The 14,814-nt window shown below is 36.6% G+C and carries 12 protein-coding genes; 1 reads left to right on the forward strand and 11 read right to left on the reverse strand.

Annotated elements, in window-relative coordinates; all coding sequences use genetic code 11:
* Positions 1–20: 20 nt before the first annotated feature.
* The 4 genes from recJ to uvrC all read right to left on the reverse strand — a co-directional run bounded on the left by recJ (position 21) and on the right by uvrC (position 6,516).
* Entirely contained in the window at positions 21–2,324 is a 2,304-nt protein-coding gene (recJ, locus tag J3U50_RS02825; protein ID WP_301945518.1) for a single-stranded-DNA-specific exonuclease RecJ, read from the reverse strand.
* A gap of 18 nt (positions 2,325–2,342) precedes the next feature.
* Positions 2,343–3,278 (reverse strand): ribonuclease Z, encoded by a 936-nt coding sequence (gene rnz / locus J3U50_RS02830; protein ID WP_054608240.1) that lies wholly within the window; start codon positions 3,276–3,278, stop codon positions 2,343–2,345.
* 87 nt (positions 3,279–3,365) lie between these two features.
* The gene (gene obgE, locus J3U50_RS02835; protein WP_041152372.1) at positions 3,366–4,658 is read right to left on the reverse strand and encodes a GTPase ObgE; all 1,293 of its coding nucleotides are present in this window, start codon (positions 4,656–4,658) and stop codon (positions 3,366–3,368) included.
* A 70-nt stretch (positions 4,659–4,728) separates the two neighbouring features.
* On the reverse strand, positions 4,729–6,516 hold the full coding sequence (gene uvrC, locus J3U50_RS02840; protein ID WP_054608241.1) for an excinuclease ABC subunit UvrC: 1,788 nt from the start codon (positions 6,514–6,516) through the stop codon (positions 4,729–4,731).
* An 87-nt stretch (positions 6,517–6,603) separates the two neighbouring features.
* Here uvrC and J3U50_RS02845 point away from each other — a divergent pair, with 87 nt between their 5' ends.
* Positions 6,604–6,744 (forward strand): SPJ_0845 family protein, encoded by a 141-nt coding sequence (locus J3U50_RS02845; protein ID WP_167540463.1) that lies wholly within the window; start codon positions 6,604–6,606, stop codon positions 6,742–6,744.
* A 40-nt stretch (positions 6,745–6,784) separates the two neighbouring features.
* Here the strand turns inward: J3U50_RS02845 and J3U50_RS02850 are convergent, their stop codons facing one another.
* The 7 genes from J3U50_RS02850 to J3U50_RS02880 form a co-directional block, all read right to left on the reverse strand.
* Positions 6,785–7,057 (reverse strand): nucleoside triphosphate pyrophosphohydrolase family protein, encoded by a 273-nt coding sequence (locus tag J3U50_RS02850; protein WP_034531728.1) that lies wholly within the window; start codon positions 7,055–7,057, stop codon positions 6,785–6,787.
* Complete coding sequence (gene yihA, locus J3U50_RS02855; protein WP_034531730.1) at positions 7,058–7,648, reverse strand: ribosome biogenesis GTP-binding protein YihA/YsxC; 591 nt, start codon at positions 7,646–7,648, stop codon at positions 7,058–7,060.
* A 144-nt stretch (positions 7,649–7,792) separates the two neighbouring features.
* Complete coding sequence (gene clpX, locus J3U50_RS02860; RefSeq protein WP_301945519.1) at positions 7,793–9,028, reverse strand: ATP-dependent Clp protease ATP-binding subunit ClpX; 1,236 nt, start codon at positions 9,026–9,028, stop codon at positions 7,793–7,795.
* Positions 9,029–9,168: 140 nt separating this feature from the next.
* Complete coding sequence (gene tig, locus J3U50_RS02865; protein ID WP_034531735.1) at positions 9,169–10,473, reverse strand: trigger factor; 1,305 nt, start codon at positions 10,471–10,473, stop codon at positions 9,169–9,171.
* A gap of 167 nt (positions 10,474–10,640) precedes the next feature.
* The gene (tuf, locus tag J3U50_RS02870; protein WP_053791852.1) at positions 10,641–11,828 is read right to left on the reverse strand and encodes an elongation factor Tu; all 1,188 of its coding nucleotides are present in this window, start codon (positions 11,826–11,828) and stop codon (positions 10,641–10,643) included.
* Positions 11,829–12,016: 188 nt separating this feature from the next.
* Positions 12,017–12,931 (reverse strand): hypothetical protein, encoded by a 915-nt coding sequence (locus J3U50_RS02875; protein ID WP_301945520.1) that lies wholly within the window; start codon positions 12,929–12,931, stop codon positions 12,017–12,019.
* 28 nt (positions 12,932–12,959) lie between these two features.
* Positions 12,960–14,651 (reverse strand): ribonuclease J, encoded by a 1,692-nt coding sequence (locus J3U50_RS02880; RefSeq protein WP_301945521.1) that lies wholly within the window; start codon positions 14,649–14,651, stop codon positions 12,960–12,962.
* Positions 14,652–14,814: the final 163 nt, after the last annotated feature.

Genomic DNA, 14,814 nt, shown 5'->3' on the forward strand with positions numbered 1-14,814 from the left:
TAGCCAATAACTTCCTTTCATTAACCCAAACAAATGCGAATAGCTTGTTTAAACTTCTCTTTACTAATTGTCAAAAGTTGTTTTTCAGCTTCGATTTGTTTCTCTCTATTCTGGTATGCGTGACTGTTTGATAAATCACTGTTAACCAGATCAGGATTATAATTCATAATTCCATCATTAATATAAACGAAATTTAATTCATTAAATACATCTACCATGAAGATAAATATATCACGGTCAATGCCTAAATAGCGACTAATTTCATCTACTTTATCATGTATCTGAATGTTGTTATGCGTCTTAATGAACTTAAATAGTTTAGCATATTGAGCACGGTTTGGCATCCCCTTTTTAAAAATATAATGATTTTTGAAAAGGTAAAATGTCACGCTATTAAAACTAATTTCACTTAAAGCATCCTGCAAATGTGAAATATCACTAGGACAATCAACAATTATTATATTATCAAATTTATCAAATGAAGACAAATCAGGATATAGGCCAACAGTGGAGTCAGAGCCTACAAATGGACGCAACTTATTGTATAGTTTTTCGTTAAAGAACAAGTATGCAGCAGCTGGTTCAAACATTTCTTTTGCAACAACTTGTGTTCTTTTATCAACAATTTCAACACCACTGCTGTACATATCATCCAACATGATTTGAATGGTTGTGCGACCCTTCCAAGTATTCTTTTCCAAGTGACCAGCAACCTTCATTGCATCACTATTGGTCAATAGGTCATCGGCAAGTGCACCATTCTTAAACGCTAGTACATTAACCTTACTACCATGATCAACCATTTGGAATTTTAGGTGACTATTATCTTTACCCATTGTTTGCACGTTAGTAACGTTTTGTGGTGTAAATTCGAAGACTGGGAATTCATTATCAGTACCAAATGGTGCCAATAATTGAACTTGGTTAAACAAGTCTTCATTTACATCACTGCAACTTAAATCAGCAAAAATGTTTAACGGTGCTTTGACTTGGTCTGATAATTCATGTTCTTTAGCGTATTTATCTAAATGCTCAGTTAAGGCTGTGACGTCATCTTCTTTGATGCTTAGTCCAACAGCCATTTCGTGGCCACCAAATGAAACCATTTGATCTCTCATGCCATTAATTGCATCGAATAAATTAAATCCTTCGACACTTCTACCTGACCCCTTTAGGATTCTGGTATTAGTATCCAAGTTCATGACGATACTTGGTTTATGGAATTGTTCTACCAAACGACTGGCAACAATTCCAACAACGCCTTCGTGCCAGTTTTGACCGTATACGACCAACACTGCACTTTCTGGTTGAGTTTGCGCTTGAATGATTGCTTCGGTACTGATGTCTTCGACAAACTTACGACGCTTTTTATTTTGGTCTTCAGTGTCCTTGGCTAATTCTTCGGCCTTGATATCATCAAAGGTTGTTAATAGTTCAACTCCGGAACTGGCACTACCCATTCGACCCAATGCGTTCAAACGTGGTGCTAATCCAAAACCAATGCTTTGTTCGTTGACAACTTCTTTAATCCCGGCTAGCTTAGATAAGCTGTATAAACCTGGGCGTTCAGTGTTAGCAATCATTTGTAGACCGTACTTTACAATCACCCTGTTTTCATCAGTTAAGGAAACCAAATCGGCAACGGTTCCAATTGCGGCTAAATCCAAGAATTCTTCTGGTAGTTCACCCAATAGCGCAGTTGCTACTTTAAAAGCGATTCCTACACCTGAGAATTCACCAAATGGGTATTCGTGGCCAGGATATCTAGCATGCACAATCGCATAGGCATCAGGTAGTTCGTCCGGCATTTGATGGTGATCGGTAATGATAACATCGCATCCCATTTCATTTGCGACATCGACAGATTCTTTACCGGAGACACCGTTATCAACGGTCACCACTAACTTGGTCCCATCATTAATTAAACGCTTGTATACTTCAGGATTTGGACCATAACCGTCAGTGAAACGATTAGGAACAAAGTATTCAACGTTGGCACCCAAATTTTCTAGCGTTTCATACATCACCGATGTACTTGTGATTCCATCAGCATCGTAATCACCATAAACGGTGATTTTTTCATCGTTTTCGATAGCACTAAAAATTCGTTTGCATGCCTTTTCCATATCGTGCAACAAAAAAGGATCTCTTAGATCACTCAACTGAGGGTTTAAGAAACCATTTATCTTGTCTTCACTGTCGTATCCCTTCTCAATCAATGATTCGACAATTCTAGGGCTAATCGATAATGATTTCCCAATTGTCGTAGCATCGTTTGAGAGTTTCGTATTCGTATGTTTCCAATCAAAATTAGCGGAGATCATCTAATCAATCCTTTTGTTTTAATTATTTTTTTCAAACGGTATATCGACTATATCAAAGTCCTTAACAACCTTGGTGTTATTAAAGACAGTCTTGGCTTGATTTTGTAATTCGTAAGCCATCTTACCAGTGTATCTAGCTGAAACGTGAGTAAGTAATAGGCGGCCAACATTAGCCTTAGTTGCTAACTTAGCAGCTTGCATGTTAGTTGAATGGTAGTAGTTGTGGGCTAATCTGCTTTCGCCCTTACCAAATGTACTTTCATGAACCAATACATCGGCATTTTGTGCCAAGTTGTAGCTGGTTGGGTTGCTTCTAGTATCACCAATGATAGTAACTGTTCTACCCTTTTGAGCTGGTCCAATGAAGTCTTGGCCATTAATTTCTCTACCGTCATCTAAAGTAACGGTTTCACCATTCTTAATCTTTCCGTAGACCGGACCAGATGGAATGTTTGCTTCCTTTAGCTTATCGACAAGTAGTTCACCTTGGTGGTCCTTTTCTTCGATTCTAAAACCATAACAAGTAATTTGATGATCTAATTCACCCATGGTTACCTTAAATTTATCATCTTCGAAGACAACACCCGGTTGTGATAATTCTTCAAAATTAATCTTGTAAGCAAGTTTAGTTTGAGATACTGATAAACTCACACGAACAAAGTCGGCAATTCCCTTTGGTCCATAAATTGTTAATGGAGTGTCGCCACCTTGGAATGAACGTGAACTTAATAAACCTGGTAAGCCAAAAATATGGTCACCATGTAAGTGGGTAATGAAAATTTTATTGATTTTACGAGGCTTTAAGTTAGATCTCAAGATTTGTTGTTGAGTACCTTCACCACAATCAAACAACCATACTGAGTTGCATTCATCCAATAGTTTTAATGCTGTTGCAGCCACATTTCTAAATTTACCTGGAACCCCTGATCCAGTTCCTAAAAATTCTAATTGCATAAATTCATTTTTCCTTTTCTATTCGTAATATTCGATATATAAATTGTAGCACATAAAAAAAGATGGGATTAGTCCCATCTACTTTTATTAGTCCACAAATGAGAATGTGAAGTCTAGAATTGAAACCATGTCGCCGTCTTTTGCGCCATGTTCTCTTAGTGCGTCATCTACACCCATTCCCTTAAGCTGTCTTGCGAAACGTAGCATACTTTGGTCGTGAGTTGTATCTGTCATTTGGAATAGACGTTCAATCTTCTTACCGTATAGAACCCAGACACCGTCTTCATCACGTCTGATGTTGAATGGTGCTTCTTCATCATCAGCATTGTATTCAACTTCTTCATCAACGTCTTCAACATCAGTGATTGGGAACTTAGGAGTAGTTTCCAATAGGTCTGAAGTCTTAGAGATTAATTCTTTTAGACCTTCATGGGTGATTGAAGAAATAGCCAACACTTCGTGAGCTAATTCGTCATCTTTGATTTGTTCTTTAAATGTTTCTAGATTTTCAGCAGCATCAGGCATATCCATCTTGGTTGCTACCACGATTTGTGGTCGTTTTAGCAGATTTTCATCGTACTTAGCTAATTCGTCGTTAATCTTCTTGTAGTCAACATAAGGATCTCTTCCTTCTTGACCACTCATATCAACTAAGTGCAAGATGACACGTGTTCTTTCAACGTGACGTAGGAATTGGAAACCTAAACCAATTCCAGATGATGCTCCTTCAATTAATCCAGGTAAATCTGCAATTACGAAGTCTCTACCGTCATCTAGTCTAACCATCCCTAGGTTAGGTACCAATGTTGTAAAGTGGTATTCAGCAACCTTAGGTTTTGAACTAGTGATTGTAGATAGTAGTGTTGATTTACCAACTGATGGGAATCCAACTAATCCAACATCAGCTAATACTTTAAGTTCTAAACGAATGTTTAATTCTTCACCAGGTTCACCGTTTTCGGCAATTTCTGGCGCTGAGTTCTTGGCAGATGCGAAGTGGGTGTTTCCACGTCCACCACGTCCACCTTTCAATGCAACATATTCATCATCCGGATTTACCAAGTCAAATAACAATTGGTTGGTATCATCGTTATATACTGATGTTCCTTCTGGAAGATAAATATATAAATCATCGGCACTCTTACCGGTCATTCGTTTATTTCCACCGTCTGCCCCGTTTTTAGCGGCAAACTTACGCTTATATCTGAAGTCCATCAAGGTGTTCATCCCTGTGTCCACAGCAAAAATAACGCTTCCTCCGCGGCCACCATCACCACCGGCAGGTCCACCGTTTGGAACGTATTTTTCTCTTCTAAAGGCAACGATTCCGTTACCACCTTTTCCTGACTTTACATTAATTTTTACTTGATCAACAAACATGTTATCTCCGCTCTACTTTTTATTTTATACATAGTATAACTTTATTTTTAAAGACCGTAAACAGTCCACATCATTTTTCAATATTATTTAATGAGTATTTGATGTTCTTTGCTGTTTTGGTATTAATCCCTAACGCCTCAATTTCATTAATTGGTGCGTTGGCGATTTTCTTCATTGTCTTAAACTTGTTCAATAACTTACTTCTAGTCTTTGGTCCAACTCCCTCGATTGTATCAAGTTCCGAGCTAAGTGAATGCTTAGTGTGAACTTGGCGATGGAAGTTAATCGCAAATCTATGAACTTCGTCTTGAATTCTTTGAACAAGATAGAATGCCTGACTCTTTGGATTCAACGAAATATGTTCATCCAATTGTCCAAACAATAAGTCAGCAGTCTTATGCTTATCGTTTTTAACCATTCCGGCAACCGGAATTTCCAAGCCTAACTCATTTTCCAAGACATCTTTAACGGCATTCAATTGGATTTCTCCACCATCCATTAGAATTAGGTCCGGTAAATCAGCATGTTCCTTCAAAAGTCTTGTATATCTTCTTCTAATAACTTCTCTGGTACTTGCTGCTTCATCAGCATGATCTTCGTTTTGGAGTTTGTATTTACGATAAGCGTTCTTATTTGGTTTCCCATCCACAAACTGAATCATGGCTGAAACAATGTCAGCCCCTTGAATATGTGAGTGGTCAAAGGCTTCAATCGTTTTGGCTGAAGCAATGTTCAAGGCCACCGCTAATTCATCAGCAGCTCCCTTAGTCTTGATGTTATCTAGTTCCATCAAACGGAACTTTTCATCCAAGACTAGCTTGGCATTCTTTTGTGCCATATCGATTAAGTCCTTCTTTTGTCCCCTTTGTGGAACCCTCACCGGTGTCCCAATTGCTTCTGAAATCAAATCAGCATCCAATGTTTCTGGAATTAAAACTTCCTTTGGTGTTTGATGATTTTCTTCAGAATAGAACTGACCGATAAAGTCTTCCATTGTTTCAACTGGGTCATCCACAATTGGGAAACTACGCTTAACTCGTTTCAACAAACGAGCTTGTCTGATAAAGAAGATTTGAATTGAAATCCATCCATGGTTCACGTAGTAATTGAAAATGTCGCGAGGTGTGGTGTCATTTGAAATAATCTTTTGCTTTTCCACAGTGATTTCGATGTACTTCAATTGGTCCCTAATTTCAGCAGCGCGTTCATATTGTAATGAGTCCGCCGCAATCTTCATCTTTTCGGTCAACATCTTCTTGGCAATTCCCACATCACCATTTAAAAACGACTTAATGTGGCGAATTTGGTTTTGGTATTCAGACTTAGGAACCTTTTTAAAACATGCTCCCAAACATTGTCCCATGTGATAGTAAAGACAAGGTCTGTGTTGATAACCATTACATCTTCTCAATGGATAAACCTTTTGTAAGAAGTGCAAAGTTTCATCAGCAGCATATACATTTGGATATGGTCCAAAGTAGTATCCACCGTCTTTTTTAATGGTGTTAACAATCTTTAGTTGTGGATCACGTTCGTTTGTAATCTTGATGTATGGGTATCCACCATTACCTTGTTTTAACTGAATATTATAGTAAGGTCGATGCTTTTGAATCAATGTGATTTCTAGTAGGAATGCTTCTTTGTCATTAGTCGTAATAATGGTTTCAAAGTCCCTAATTTGTGAAACCAACTTGGCTGTCTTTCCCTCATGGCTACTCTTAAAGTATGATCTAACACGATTTTTTAGATTCTTTGCTTTACCAACGTAAATGATTTTACCTAGTTTATTCTTCATCAAATAACATCCAGGTAAATCTGGTAATAATCTAAGTTTATGCTCAATGTGTGAAGTTGCCATTTTATCACCTCGTTTGAAAAAACACTTCAATATGACAAATTCGATTTAATTTGCTATCATATACCATAAATAAGGAGATGCATAATTATGGGTTTAAATATTCAACGTAACAACGACTTAAATGCTATGTTCGATAAGTTTGCCAAACTGGACACTAAGAACGAAGATCGCGATAAATTTTTAAAACGTAAAGATAAAAAATCAACCGATAAAAAGAAAGAAAAATAATATAATTTAGGCATCACAATTAAATTGTGATGCCTATTTTTTATTGTTTATTTAGGCGGTTAATATTGAATTCAGCAATTTCTTCAAAATCAATATTGTTCCATTCTGCAACTTGAGATAGGTACCAAAGTACGTCACCCATTTCCTTAACAAGCTTTTCACGATCTAGTGAATCGCCATGGAAAGTGTACTTCTTAACTAGGTCAACAACTTGACCGGTTTCACTAGCTAAACCTAGTGCACAGTTAGTTAAGACTTGTTCATTTCCGTGTAATGTTTTGTTTGCAGCTTTTTGGTAATCGTTAAATTCCACTTATTTTACCCCCGTTTTACTTTCGATCCATTTCCAAACTTCTTCTTTTCCGTACTTACTTAAAGCAGAAAATAATTGTATTTCATCACCGTCGTTTAAGTCAACAGTCTTGTTTAAAATACTTACTTCTTTATTCCACTTGCTCTTAGGAGTCTTATCCATCTTAGTAGCCAAGACTAAAGTTGGAATGTCATAGTATTTTAGAAACTCGTACATTTGCAAGTCATCTTGACTTGGTGCACGTCTACCGTCAATTAATAAAACAACCCCTTTTAGTTGTCTTCTAGTGGTTAGATATGTTTCAATCATTTCTCCCCATTTAGCACGTTGTGCCTTTGAAATTTTCGCATAACCATAACCAGGAATATCAACAAAGAAGAGTTTTTCATCTAAGTTGTAGAAGTTCAATGTTTGAGTCTTTCCTGGTTTGTTAGAGGTTCTAGCATAACCGTTACGGTTAATTAACACATTGGTTAAAGAAGATTTTCCCACATTGGAGCGACCAACCAATGCAATTTCTGGATATCCATTACTTGGGTATTGTTTTGGTTCCACCGCACTGATATCGATATTGACGTTGTGTACATCCATCTTAATTCACTCGTTTCTGTAATTTTATATATTAATTTTACCATAAAAAAGGCACCTTCATAAATGCATTTACCACAAAAATACCTTTTAATTATTTTAAAAAAACAAAAGGCCCTACAGTGTTAAACACTGTAAGGCTTTTTATTATTGAGCTTCTTTTACAATCTTTGGTTCTGATTTTTTCAAAACAGAGTCAGCGGTAACGATAACTTTCTTAACGTCCTTATCGCTTGGTACTTCATACATGATGTCTCTCATGGTATCTTCCATGATTGATCTCAATCCACGAGCACCGGTCTTTCTTTCGATGGCTGTATGAGCCATTTCCTTTAGCGCATCGTCTTCAAATTCTAGTTCGACACCATCGATTGACATTAGTTTAACGTATTGTTTAACCAATGCGTTCTTAGGTTCAGTTAAAATTCTAACCAAGTCTTCTTCGCTTAACTTGTTTAAGGCAGTAAGAATTGGTAAACGACCAATAAATTCAGGGATTAGACCGAATTGTAGCAAGTCACTTGGGATAACGTGTTGCATGATGTTATCATCGTTAACTTTAGCTGCTTCACTGGAATCAGTACCGAATCCAATGGTCTTGTCTCCTAAACGGTGTTTTACGATGTCTTGAATACCGTCAAAGGCACCACCAACAATGAATAAAATGTTCTTAGTATCAATTTGAATCATTTCTTGTTGTGGATGCTTTCTACCACCATTAGGTGGAACACTAGCAACAGTACCTTCTAAGATTTTCAATAGCGCTTGTTGAACACCTTCACCGGAAACATCACGTGTGATTGAAACATTTTCAGATTTCTTAGCAATCTTATCAATTTCATCAACGTAGATGATTCCCTTTTCAGCTCTTTCAACATCAAAGTCAGCATTTTGAAGTAGCTTTAATAAGATGTTTTCAACGTCTTCCCCCACATAACCAGCTTCGGTAAGGGTTGTAGCATCTGCGATTGCAAATGGGACGTTTAAAATACGAGCTAGTGATTGAGCAAGGTATGTTTTACCTGAACCAGTAGGTCCAATGATTGAAATATTACTCTTTTGTAGTTCAGTATCGTCTTCATCATCTAAGTTATTAACACGCTTGTAATGGTTGTATACAGCAACCGCTAAGGTCTTCTTAGCTTCATCTTGACCAATTACGTAATCGTTTAACTTATCAACGATTTCCTTTGGACTTAATGATTTGATTGTTGTATCTGCATTTTCTTGTGCTAATTCTTCGTCGACGATATCTTTACATAAATCGATACATTCATTACAAATGTATACGCCAGGTCCCGCGACGATTTTCTTTACTTGATCTTGTGATTTACCACAAAAAGAACAAGTAATGGGGCCTTTTCCTTCATTATCTTCAAACAAAAACTTCACCCCTATATAATTCCGATATTATTTTAAATAATACCACATTATTAATGTTGATAACATCATAATGCTTTAGTTTAAAAAAGGTCCAATTAACGAATTGTTAACTGGACCTTTAATATTAACAAAAGTCGAAATTATTTGTTAATTTTTGACTTTGGTTCTTGTTTTGCGTTGTCAGTGATTAACTTAACAGCGTTTTGGATTGAAATATCATGTTTCAACATGTCTTCAGTTAAAGCACCACGTACGGCTTCTTCTTTCATACCGTATTGAGCAGCTAAGTCCTTAACTTGTTGATCGATTTCTTCTTGTGAAGGAACGATGTTAGCATCCTTAACAATTGCTTCTAATACAAGGTTAGTCTTAACACGTTCGTCAGCACCTTGAGCAAATTGTTTCTTCAAGTCTTCTGGCTTAGTACCAGTTAGTTGGAAGTACATTTCAGCATTGATACCTTGTTGTTGCATGCTTGCAAGGTATTGATCCATTTGACGTTGAACGTCTTCGTCGATCATTGCTTGAGGAATTTCTTTAACAGTAGCGTTTGCTACAGCACCCTTAATAGCTTCGTCTTCAACTTGAGTTTCACCTTCGGCCTTCTTTTGGTCCTTTAGTTGGTCCTTAATCTTAGCCTTTAGTTCTTCTAGACTGTCAACATCTTCGTCAACGTCCTTAGCAAATTCGTCATCTAGTTCAGGCATTTGCTTTTCTTTAACTTCGTGAATCTTAGTTTTGAAAGTAGCTTCTTTTGATGCTAATTCTTTAGCTTGGTAATCTTCTGGGAAAGTTACCTTAACATCAACATCTTCACCAGCTTTGTGGCCAACTAGTTGGTCTTCAAATCCTGGGATAAATGATTTTGAACCTAATTCTAGTGAGTAGTTAGTTGCTTGGCCACCATCAAATTGTTTGCCGTCAACGTAACCATCAAAATCGATAACAACAGTGTCACCATTTTCAGCAGCCTTGTCTTCTTTTAGAACAAGTTCTGCTTGGTTCTTACGCATGTCTTCAATCTTAGCGTCTACATCTTTTTGGTAAACACGAGTGTTTGGTTTTTCAACAACGATTCCTTTGTAATCACCTAGTTCTACATCAGGCTTAACAGTAACGTTAGCTTTTAGAACCCATGGTTGATCCTTTTCTAGACTATCAATGTTAACTTCTGGTTGAGCAACTGGTTCAATGCCAGTTTCCTTGATAGCTTCACTGTATGCTTCTGGTAAAAGAATGTTTAAAGCGTCTTGGTATAGAGCTTCTTCACCGTACATTTCGTTAAATACTTGGCGTGAAACTTTTCCCTTACGGAAACCAGGAACAGTGATGTTTTTCTTGTTCTTGTTGAAGGCTTGATCTAAACCTTCTTTTACTTTGTCAACACTAATTTCGAATGTTAGTTCACCGTCATTAGTGCCTTTTTTTTCCCATTTAGCTGACATTATTTTCCCTCCGACATGAAAATATAATTTTTACAATTTTCTTCTAATTGCGCACCTCTATATTTTAACGTAACACAAGTAAAAAGTAAATAATTATAGGTCTTTCGCTTATTTTTATGTACAAAAAAAGATCCAGATAAAAATCTGAATCTCTTTTTTAGAATTGATTATTCTTCGATGTCTGAAACAACACCGGCACCAACAGTGTGACCACCTTCACGAACAGTGAACTTAGTTCCCTTTTCGATGGCAACTGGCTTAGTTAGCTTAACGTTGAATTCAACGTTATCACCAGGCATAACCATTTCAACACCGTCTTCTAGTTCGATAACACCAGTAACGTCAGTGGTGTGGAAGTAGAATTGTGGACGGTAGTTTGAGAAGAATGGAGTATGACGTCCACCTTCTTCTTTACTCAAAGCATATACTTGAGCCTTGAATTCAGTATGAGTCTTGATTGAACCAGGAGCAGCGATAACTTGACCACGTACAACTTGTTCACGGTTTACACCACGAAGTAACATACCAACGTTATCTCCGGCTTCACCTTCGTCAAGAGTCTTACGGAACATTTCTAGACCAGTAACAGTAGTCTTTAAGATGTCTTCAACAAGACCGATGATTTCAACTTCGTCACCAATCTTAACAACACCACGGTCGATACGTCCTGAAGCAACAGTACCACGACCAGTGATAGTAAATACATCTTCAACAGGCATTAGTAATGGTTTTGAAGCATCACGTTCTGGAGTTGGGATGTATTCGTCAACAACATCCATTAAGTGTAGGATTACGTCTTTTTGTTCTTGGTCGTCTTGTAGAGCCTTTAGAGCTGAACCACGAACAACTGGAATATCATCACCAGGGTAATCGTATTCTGAAAGTAATTCACGTACTTCCATTTCAACTAAGTCAACTAATTCATCATCGTCAACTAAGTCAGTCTTGTTTAAGAATACAACGATGTATTCAACACCAACTTGGCGAGCTAGAAGAATGTGTTCACGAGTTTGTGGCATAGGACCATCAGTTGCGGCAACAACTAGGATGGCACCATCCATTTGAGCGGCACCAGTGATCATGTTCTTAACGTAGTCAGCATGTCCTGGGGCATCAATATGAGCGTAGTGACGCTTTTCAGTTGAGTATTCAACGTGAGCAGTGTTGATTGTGATACCACGTTCACGTTCTTCTGGAGCAGCATCGATTTGAGCGTAATCAGAAGCGTCTGCTAGACCCTTTTCTGAAAGCACTTTAGTGATAGCTGCAGTTAAAGTAGTCTTACCATGATCAATATGGCCAATAGTACCAATATTTACATGGGGTTTTGTTCTTTCATAATGTTCTTTTGCCATTTATGAAAACCTCCTATAAATTTCGAAAGATTTGAGTTAGCAAATGCAAACTCATCTTTATGATTTATTATACTACATCTTCTCAAAAAGACAAAATCACATATCAGTCTCAAGAAGAATTCCTTTAATATTATAGCTACTGTATTTTTATTTGTAAACACAAAAAAAGCATATTTAACAATTTTATTCTATTTAATTGAATTAAATTGTCGCTTTATAATTTCGATTAATTTTACATAATCATCATTATCATCTACAGTGTACTCTTTTGCGCTTAGATATGCCTGTATTGACAGGTCATACCACCTGTTTGCATCCAGAATTATTTCATCATTGAATGGGTACATCAAAATTGATTGATGTTGGAAGTAACTACTCAATAACATGAACTTTTCTGGATCCATCATATACTCGTCAGTTAAGCGATTAAAGATAAGTTGATATGAGTTCATATCTTGAAGTGATTTAATTTCACCCATCTTAACTTTCTTTGTCTTTCCATCAATCCACATCATGTCGACGACCTCATTTGAACCGACTTTTCTTAACGTGTCGATTACCTCTGCCTTAATCACAGATTGGACAAATGGGTCCATCAAAACAAAGCGACTGTATTTTAAAAATTCATCGTATGGTAAATGTTGTCCATTTAAGAACGATTCCTTTTGCCAATACATCGTTTGTTTACTACTTATATGGTAGAACTTTTGTGCAAGTTGATGAATTTCTTCACTTGAATTACTTCTAAAAGAAGCTTCGCTTTCTTCAATTAGCTTTAAGCCATCATTGTAATAGCTATCGTTGACTTTAAATGTTTCAACAATTTCTCTAGATTTAATGTATTCATTGTTTTTCAATAACACATTAATCATCAATAAAAAGTCCTGCTCATTTGTGGTAAACGCATTTGGATTTTCCATGACTTCTTTTCTTGCTTCAACATATTGCTTTAAGCTAAAAAGAGATTGAACTAATAATACTTCAATCTCATCGCTTGGCTGATCTTCTAAGTAATTTTTGGCTTTGTTGATGGCTAATTGATATTGTTTGTCATCAATGTTTGATGCAATATCCTTAGCTATTTGTGAACTATGTTCATCCATTAAAATCACTCCGAATAATTAACCTTATTTATTTTTGTGGACGCTTCTTTTTATGATGTTGGTTTACTTCCATAATAACTGGAAGAATTACCGGACGACGTTTTGTCTTATCAAATAAGAAGTGACTGATTTTTTCTCTTACTGATTGCTTCAAGTGACTCCAATCAAATTCCTTGTTATCAAGGTTTAATTGAATGGTCTTAGAAACAATTTCAGCTGCTTCATTCATTAGGTCCTTGTTTGACTTAACGTAAATGAATCCTCTTGAAGTTATCTTAGGACGAGAAATGATAATCTTTTTCTTTCTATCGATTGTAACAACAACGATGAAGATACCATCTTCTGATAATACCTTACGGTCACGTAAAACGATGTTACCAATATCTCCGACACCGATACCATCAATCATAGTGTTACCTGCTTCAACGGCATTACCATGGTGGAATTTAGCACCATCATATTCGATAGTTTCACCCTTGCTTAGGATTAGAATCTTATCTTCGTCGACACCCATGTTAGTAGCAGCACGTTTGCTTTCGTTCATCATCATATATTCACCACTAACTGGAATGAAGTATTGTGGTTTCAACAAACTAATTAACATTTGGATATCTTCAGCACTTGCGTGATCAGAAACATTTAGGTCGTTTGAAATAACCTTAACTGTACCGTCAGCTTGGTATACCATGTCATCAGTCTTAGCCATACTGTTATCCATTGCTGGAGATGGTGACGTAACGATTAGTACAACGTCACCGGGTTCGATGTTGATATCCTTTTGTTGTTGAGCAGCCATTCTTTGAACTAGCTTGATTGGTTCACTAACTGGATTAGTTTCCAATACAACAATTTCGTCGCTTTCAAGCTTCTTTAGTTCTTCAATGTCTTCAATTAATAAGTCTTCTGCTACATTAATGTATCCAGAATCAATTGCTAACTTAACTTTGGCATCTAGGTGCTTACCAACAAATACTTTTCTTTCAGACTTTGCAGCTGCGTCAAATACTTGTTGAATTCTTAATAGGTTAGCAGAGTTAGCTGCAACAATCACACGACTCTTACTATCTTCAAAGGTATCAAAGATGTATTGGCTAGCTTGAATTTCGTTTGCCATTGGGAATGGATTGTCTGCATTTTGTGAGTCTGCTAGTAAAGCGATAACCTTCTTGTTACCAACCTTGGCGATTGAACTGTAATCAGTTGCAAAGCCGTTACGTAATGCTGGATCAAACTTAAAGTCACCAGTGTATACGATTTGGCCTTCTTCAACAGCCAATGAAATTCCCATTGAGTCAGGAATTGAGTGACTAGTCTTAAAGAAAGTAACTGTGACGTCATCAAAAAGAATTTCACTCTTTTCGTTGATTACGTTGAAGTTGTTAAACTTCTTTGATCTTTCATTATTCTTAACTTCGTACTTAGCCATTTCAATGGTTAGTTTTGATCCGAATACCGGGACATCGAATTCACTGACGAAATATGGTAGTGCGCCAATTGAATCCATATCACTATTAGATAGGAAAACTCCGATAATCTTTTCCTTGTTTTCACGTAAGTATGTGAAATCAGGAATAACTACATCAATTCCTAACATGTCATTTTCAGGATATTTTAGACCACAATCTAAAACATAAATCCCATTGTTAATCTCAACGGCATATAGGTTCTTGCCACTCTCCCTTACTCCTCCTAAGGGAATAATTTTTACACTATTTTTCATGATTCACCTCATATAATTTTATGTATATTTTTTATTATGAAATAAAATAATTATTTTCAATACGATCTCATTTAACTATCTATAGTGTATCATACTTTTAAATTGAATAATAACTGATAAGTGCATATATGTATGTATAAAAAAATGGAACCACTCATAGAGC

The sequence above is a fragment of the Lactobacillus sp. B3795 genome, assembly GCF_026535805.1.
Lineage (GTDB): Bacteria > Bacillota > Bacilli > Lactobacillales > Lactobacillaceae > Apilactobacillus > Apilactobacillus kunkeei_C.

Coding starts and splice junctions, on each gene's coding strand:
- recJ (WP_301945518.1), bottom strand. CDS start 2,324: ATGATCTCCGCTAATTTTGATTGGAAACATACGAATACGAAACTCTCA.
- rnz (WP_054608240.1), bottom strand. CDS start 3,278: ATGCAATTAGAATTTTTAGGAACTGGATCAGGGGTTCCAGGTAAATTT.
- obgE (WP_041152372.1), bottom strand. CDS start 4,658: ATGTTTGTTGATCAAGTAAAAATTAATGTAAAGTCAGGAAAAGGTGGT.
- uvrC (WP_054608241.1), bottom strand. CDS start 6,516: ATGGCAACTTCACACATTGAGCATAAACTTAGATTATTACCAGATTTA.
- J3U50_RS02845 (WP_167540463.1), top strand. CDS start 6,604: ATGGGTTTAAATATTCAACGTAACAACGACTTAAATGCTATGTTCGAT.
- yihA (WP_034531730.1), bottom strand. CDS start 7,648: ATGGATGTACACAACGTCAATATCGATATCAGTGCGGTGGAACCAAAA.
- tig (WP_034531735.1), bottom strand. CDS start 10,473: ATGTCAGCTAAATGGGAAAAAAAAGGCACTAATGACGGTGAACTAACA.
- tuf (WP_053791852.1), bottom strand. CDS start 11,828: ATGGCAAAAGAACATTATGAAAGAACAAAACCCCATGTAAATATTGGT.
- J3U50_RS02875 (WP_301945520.1), bottom strand. CDS start 12,931: ATGGATGAACATAGTTCACAAATAGCTAAGGATATTGCATCAAACATT.
- J3U50_RS02880 (WP_301945521.1), bottom strand. CDS start 14,651: ATGAAAAATAGTGTAAAAATTATTCCCTTAGGAGGAGTAAGGGAGAGT.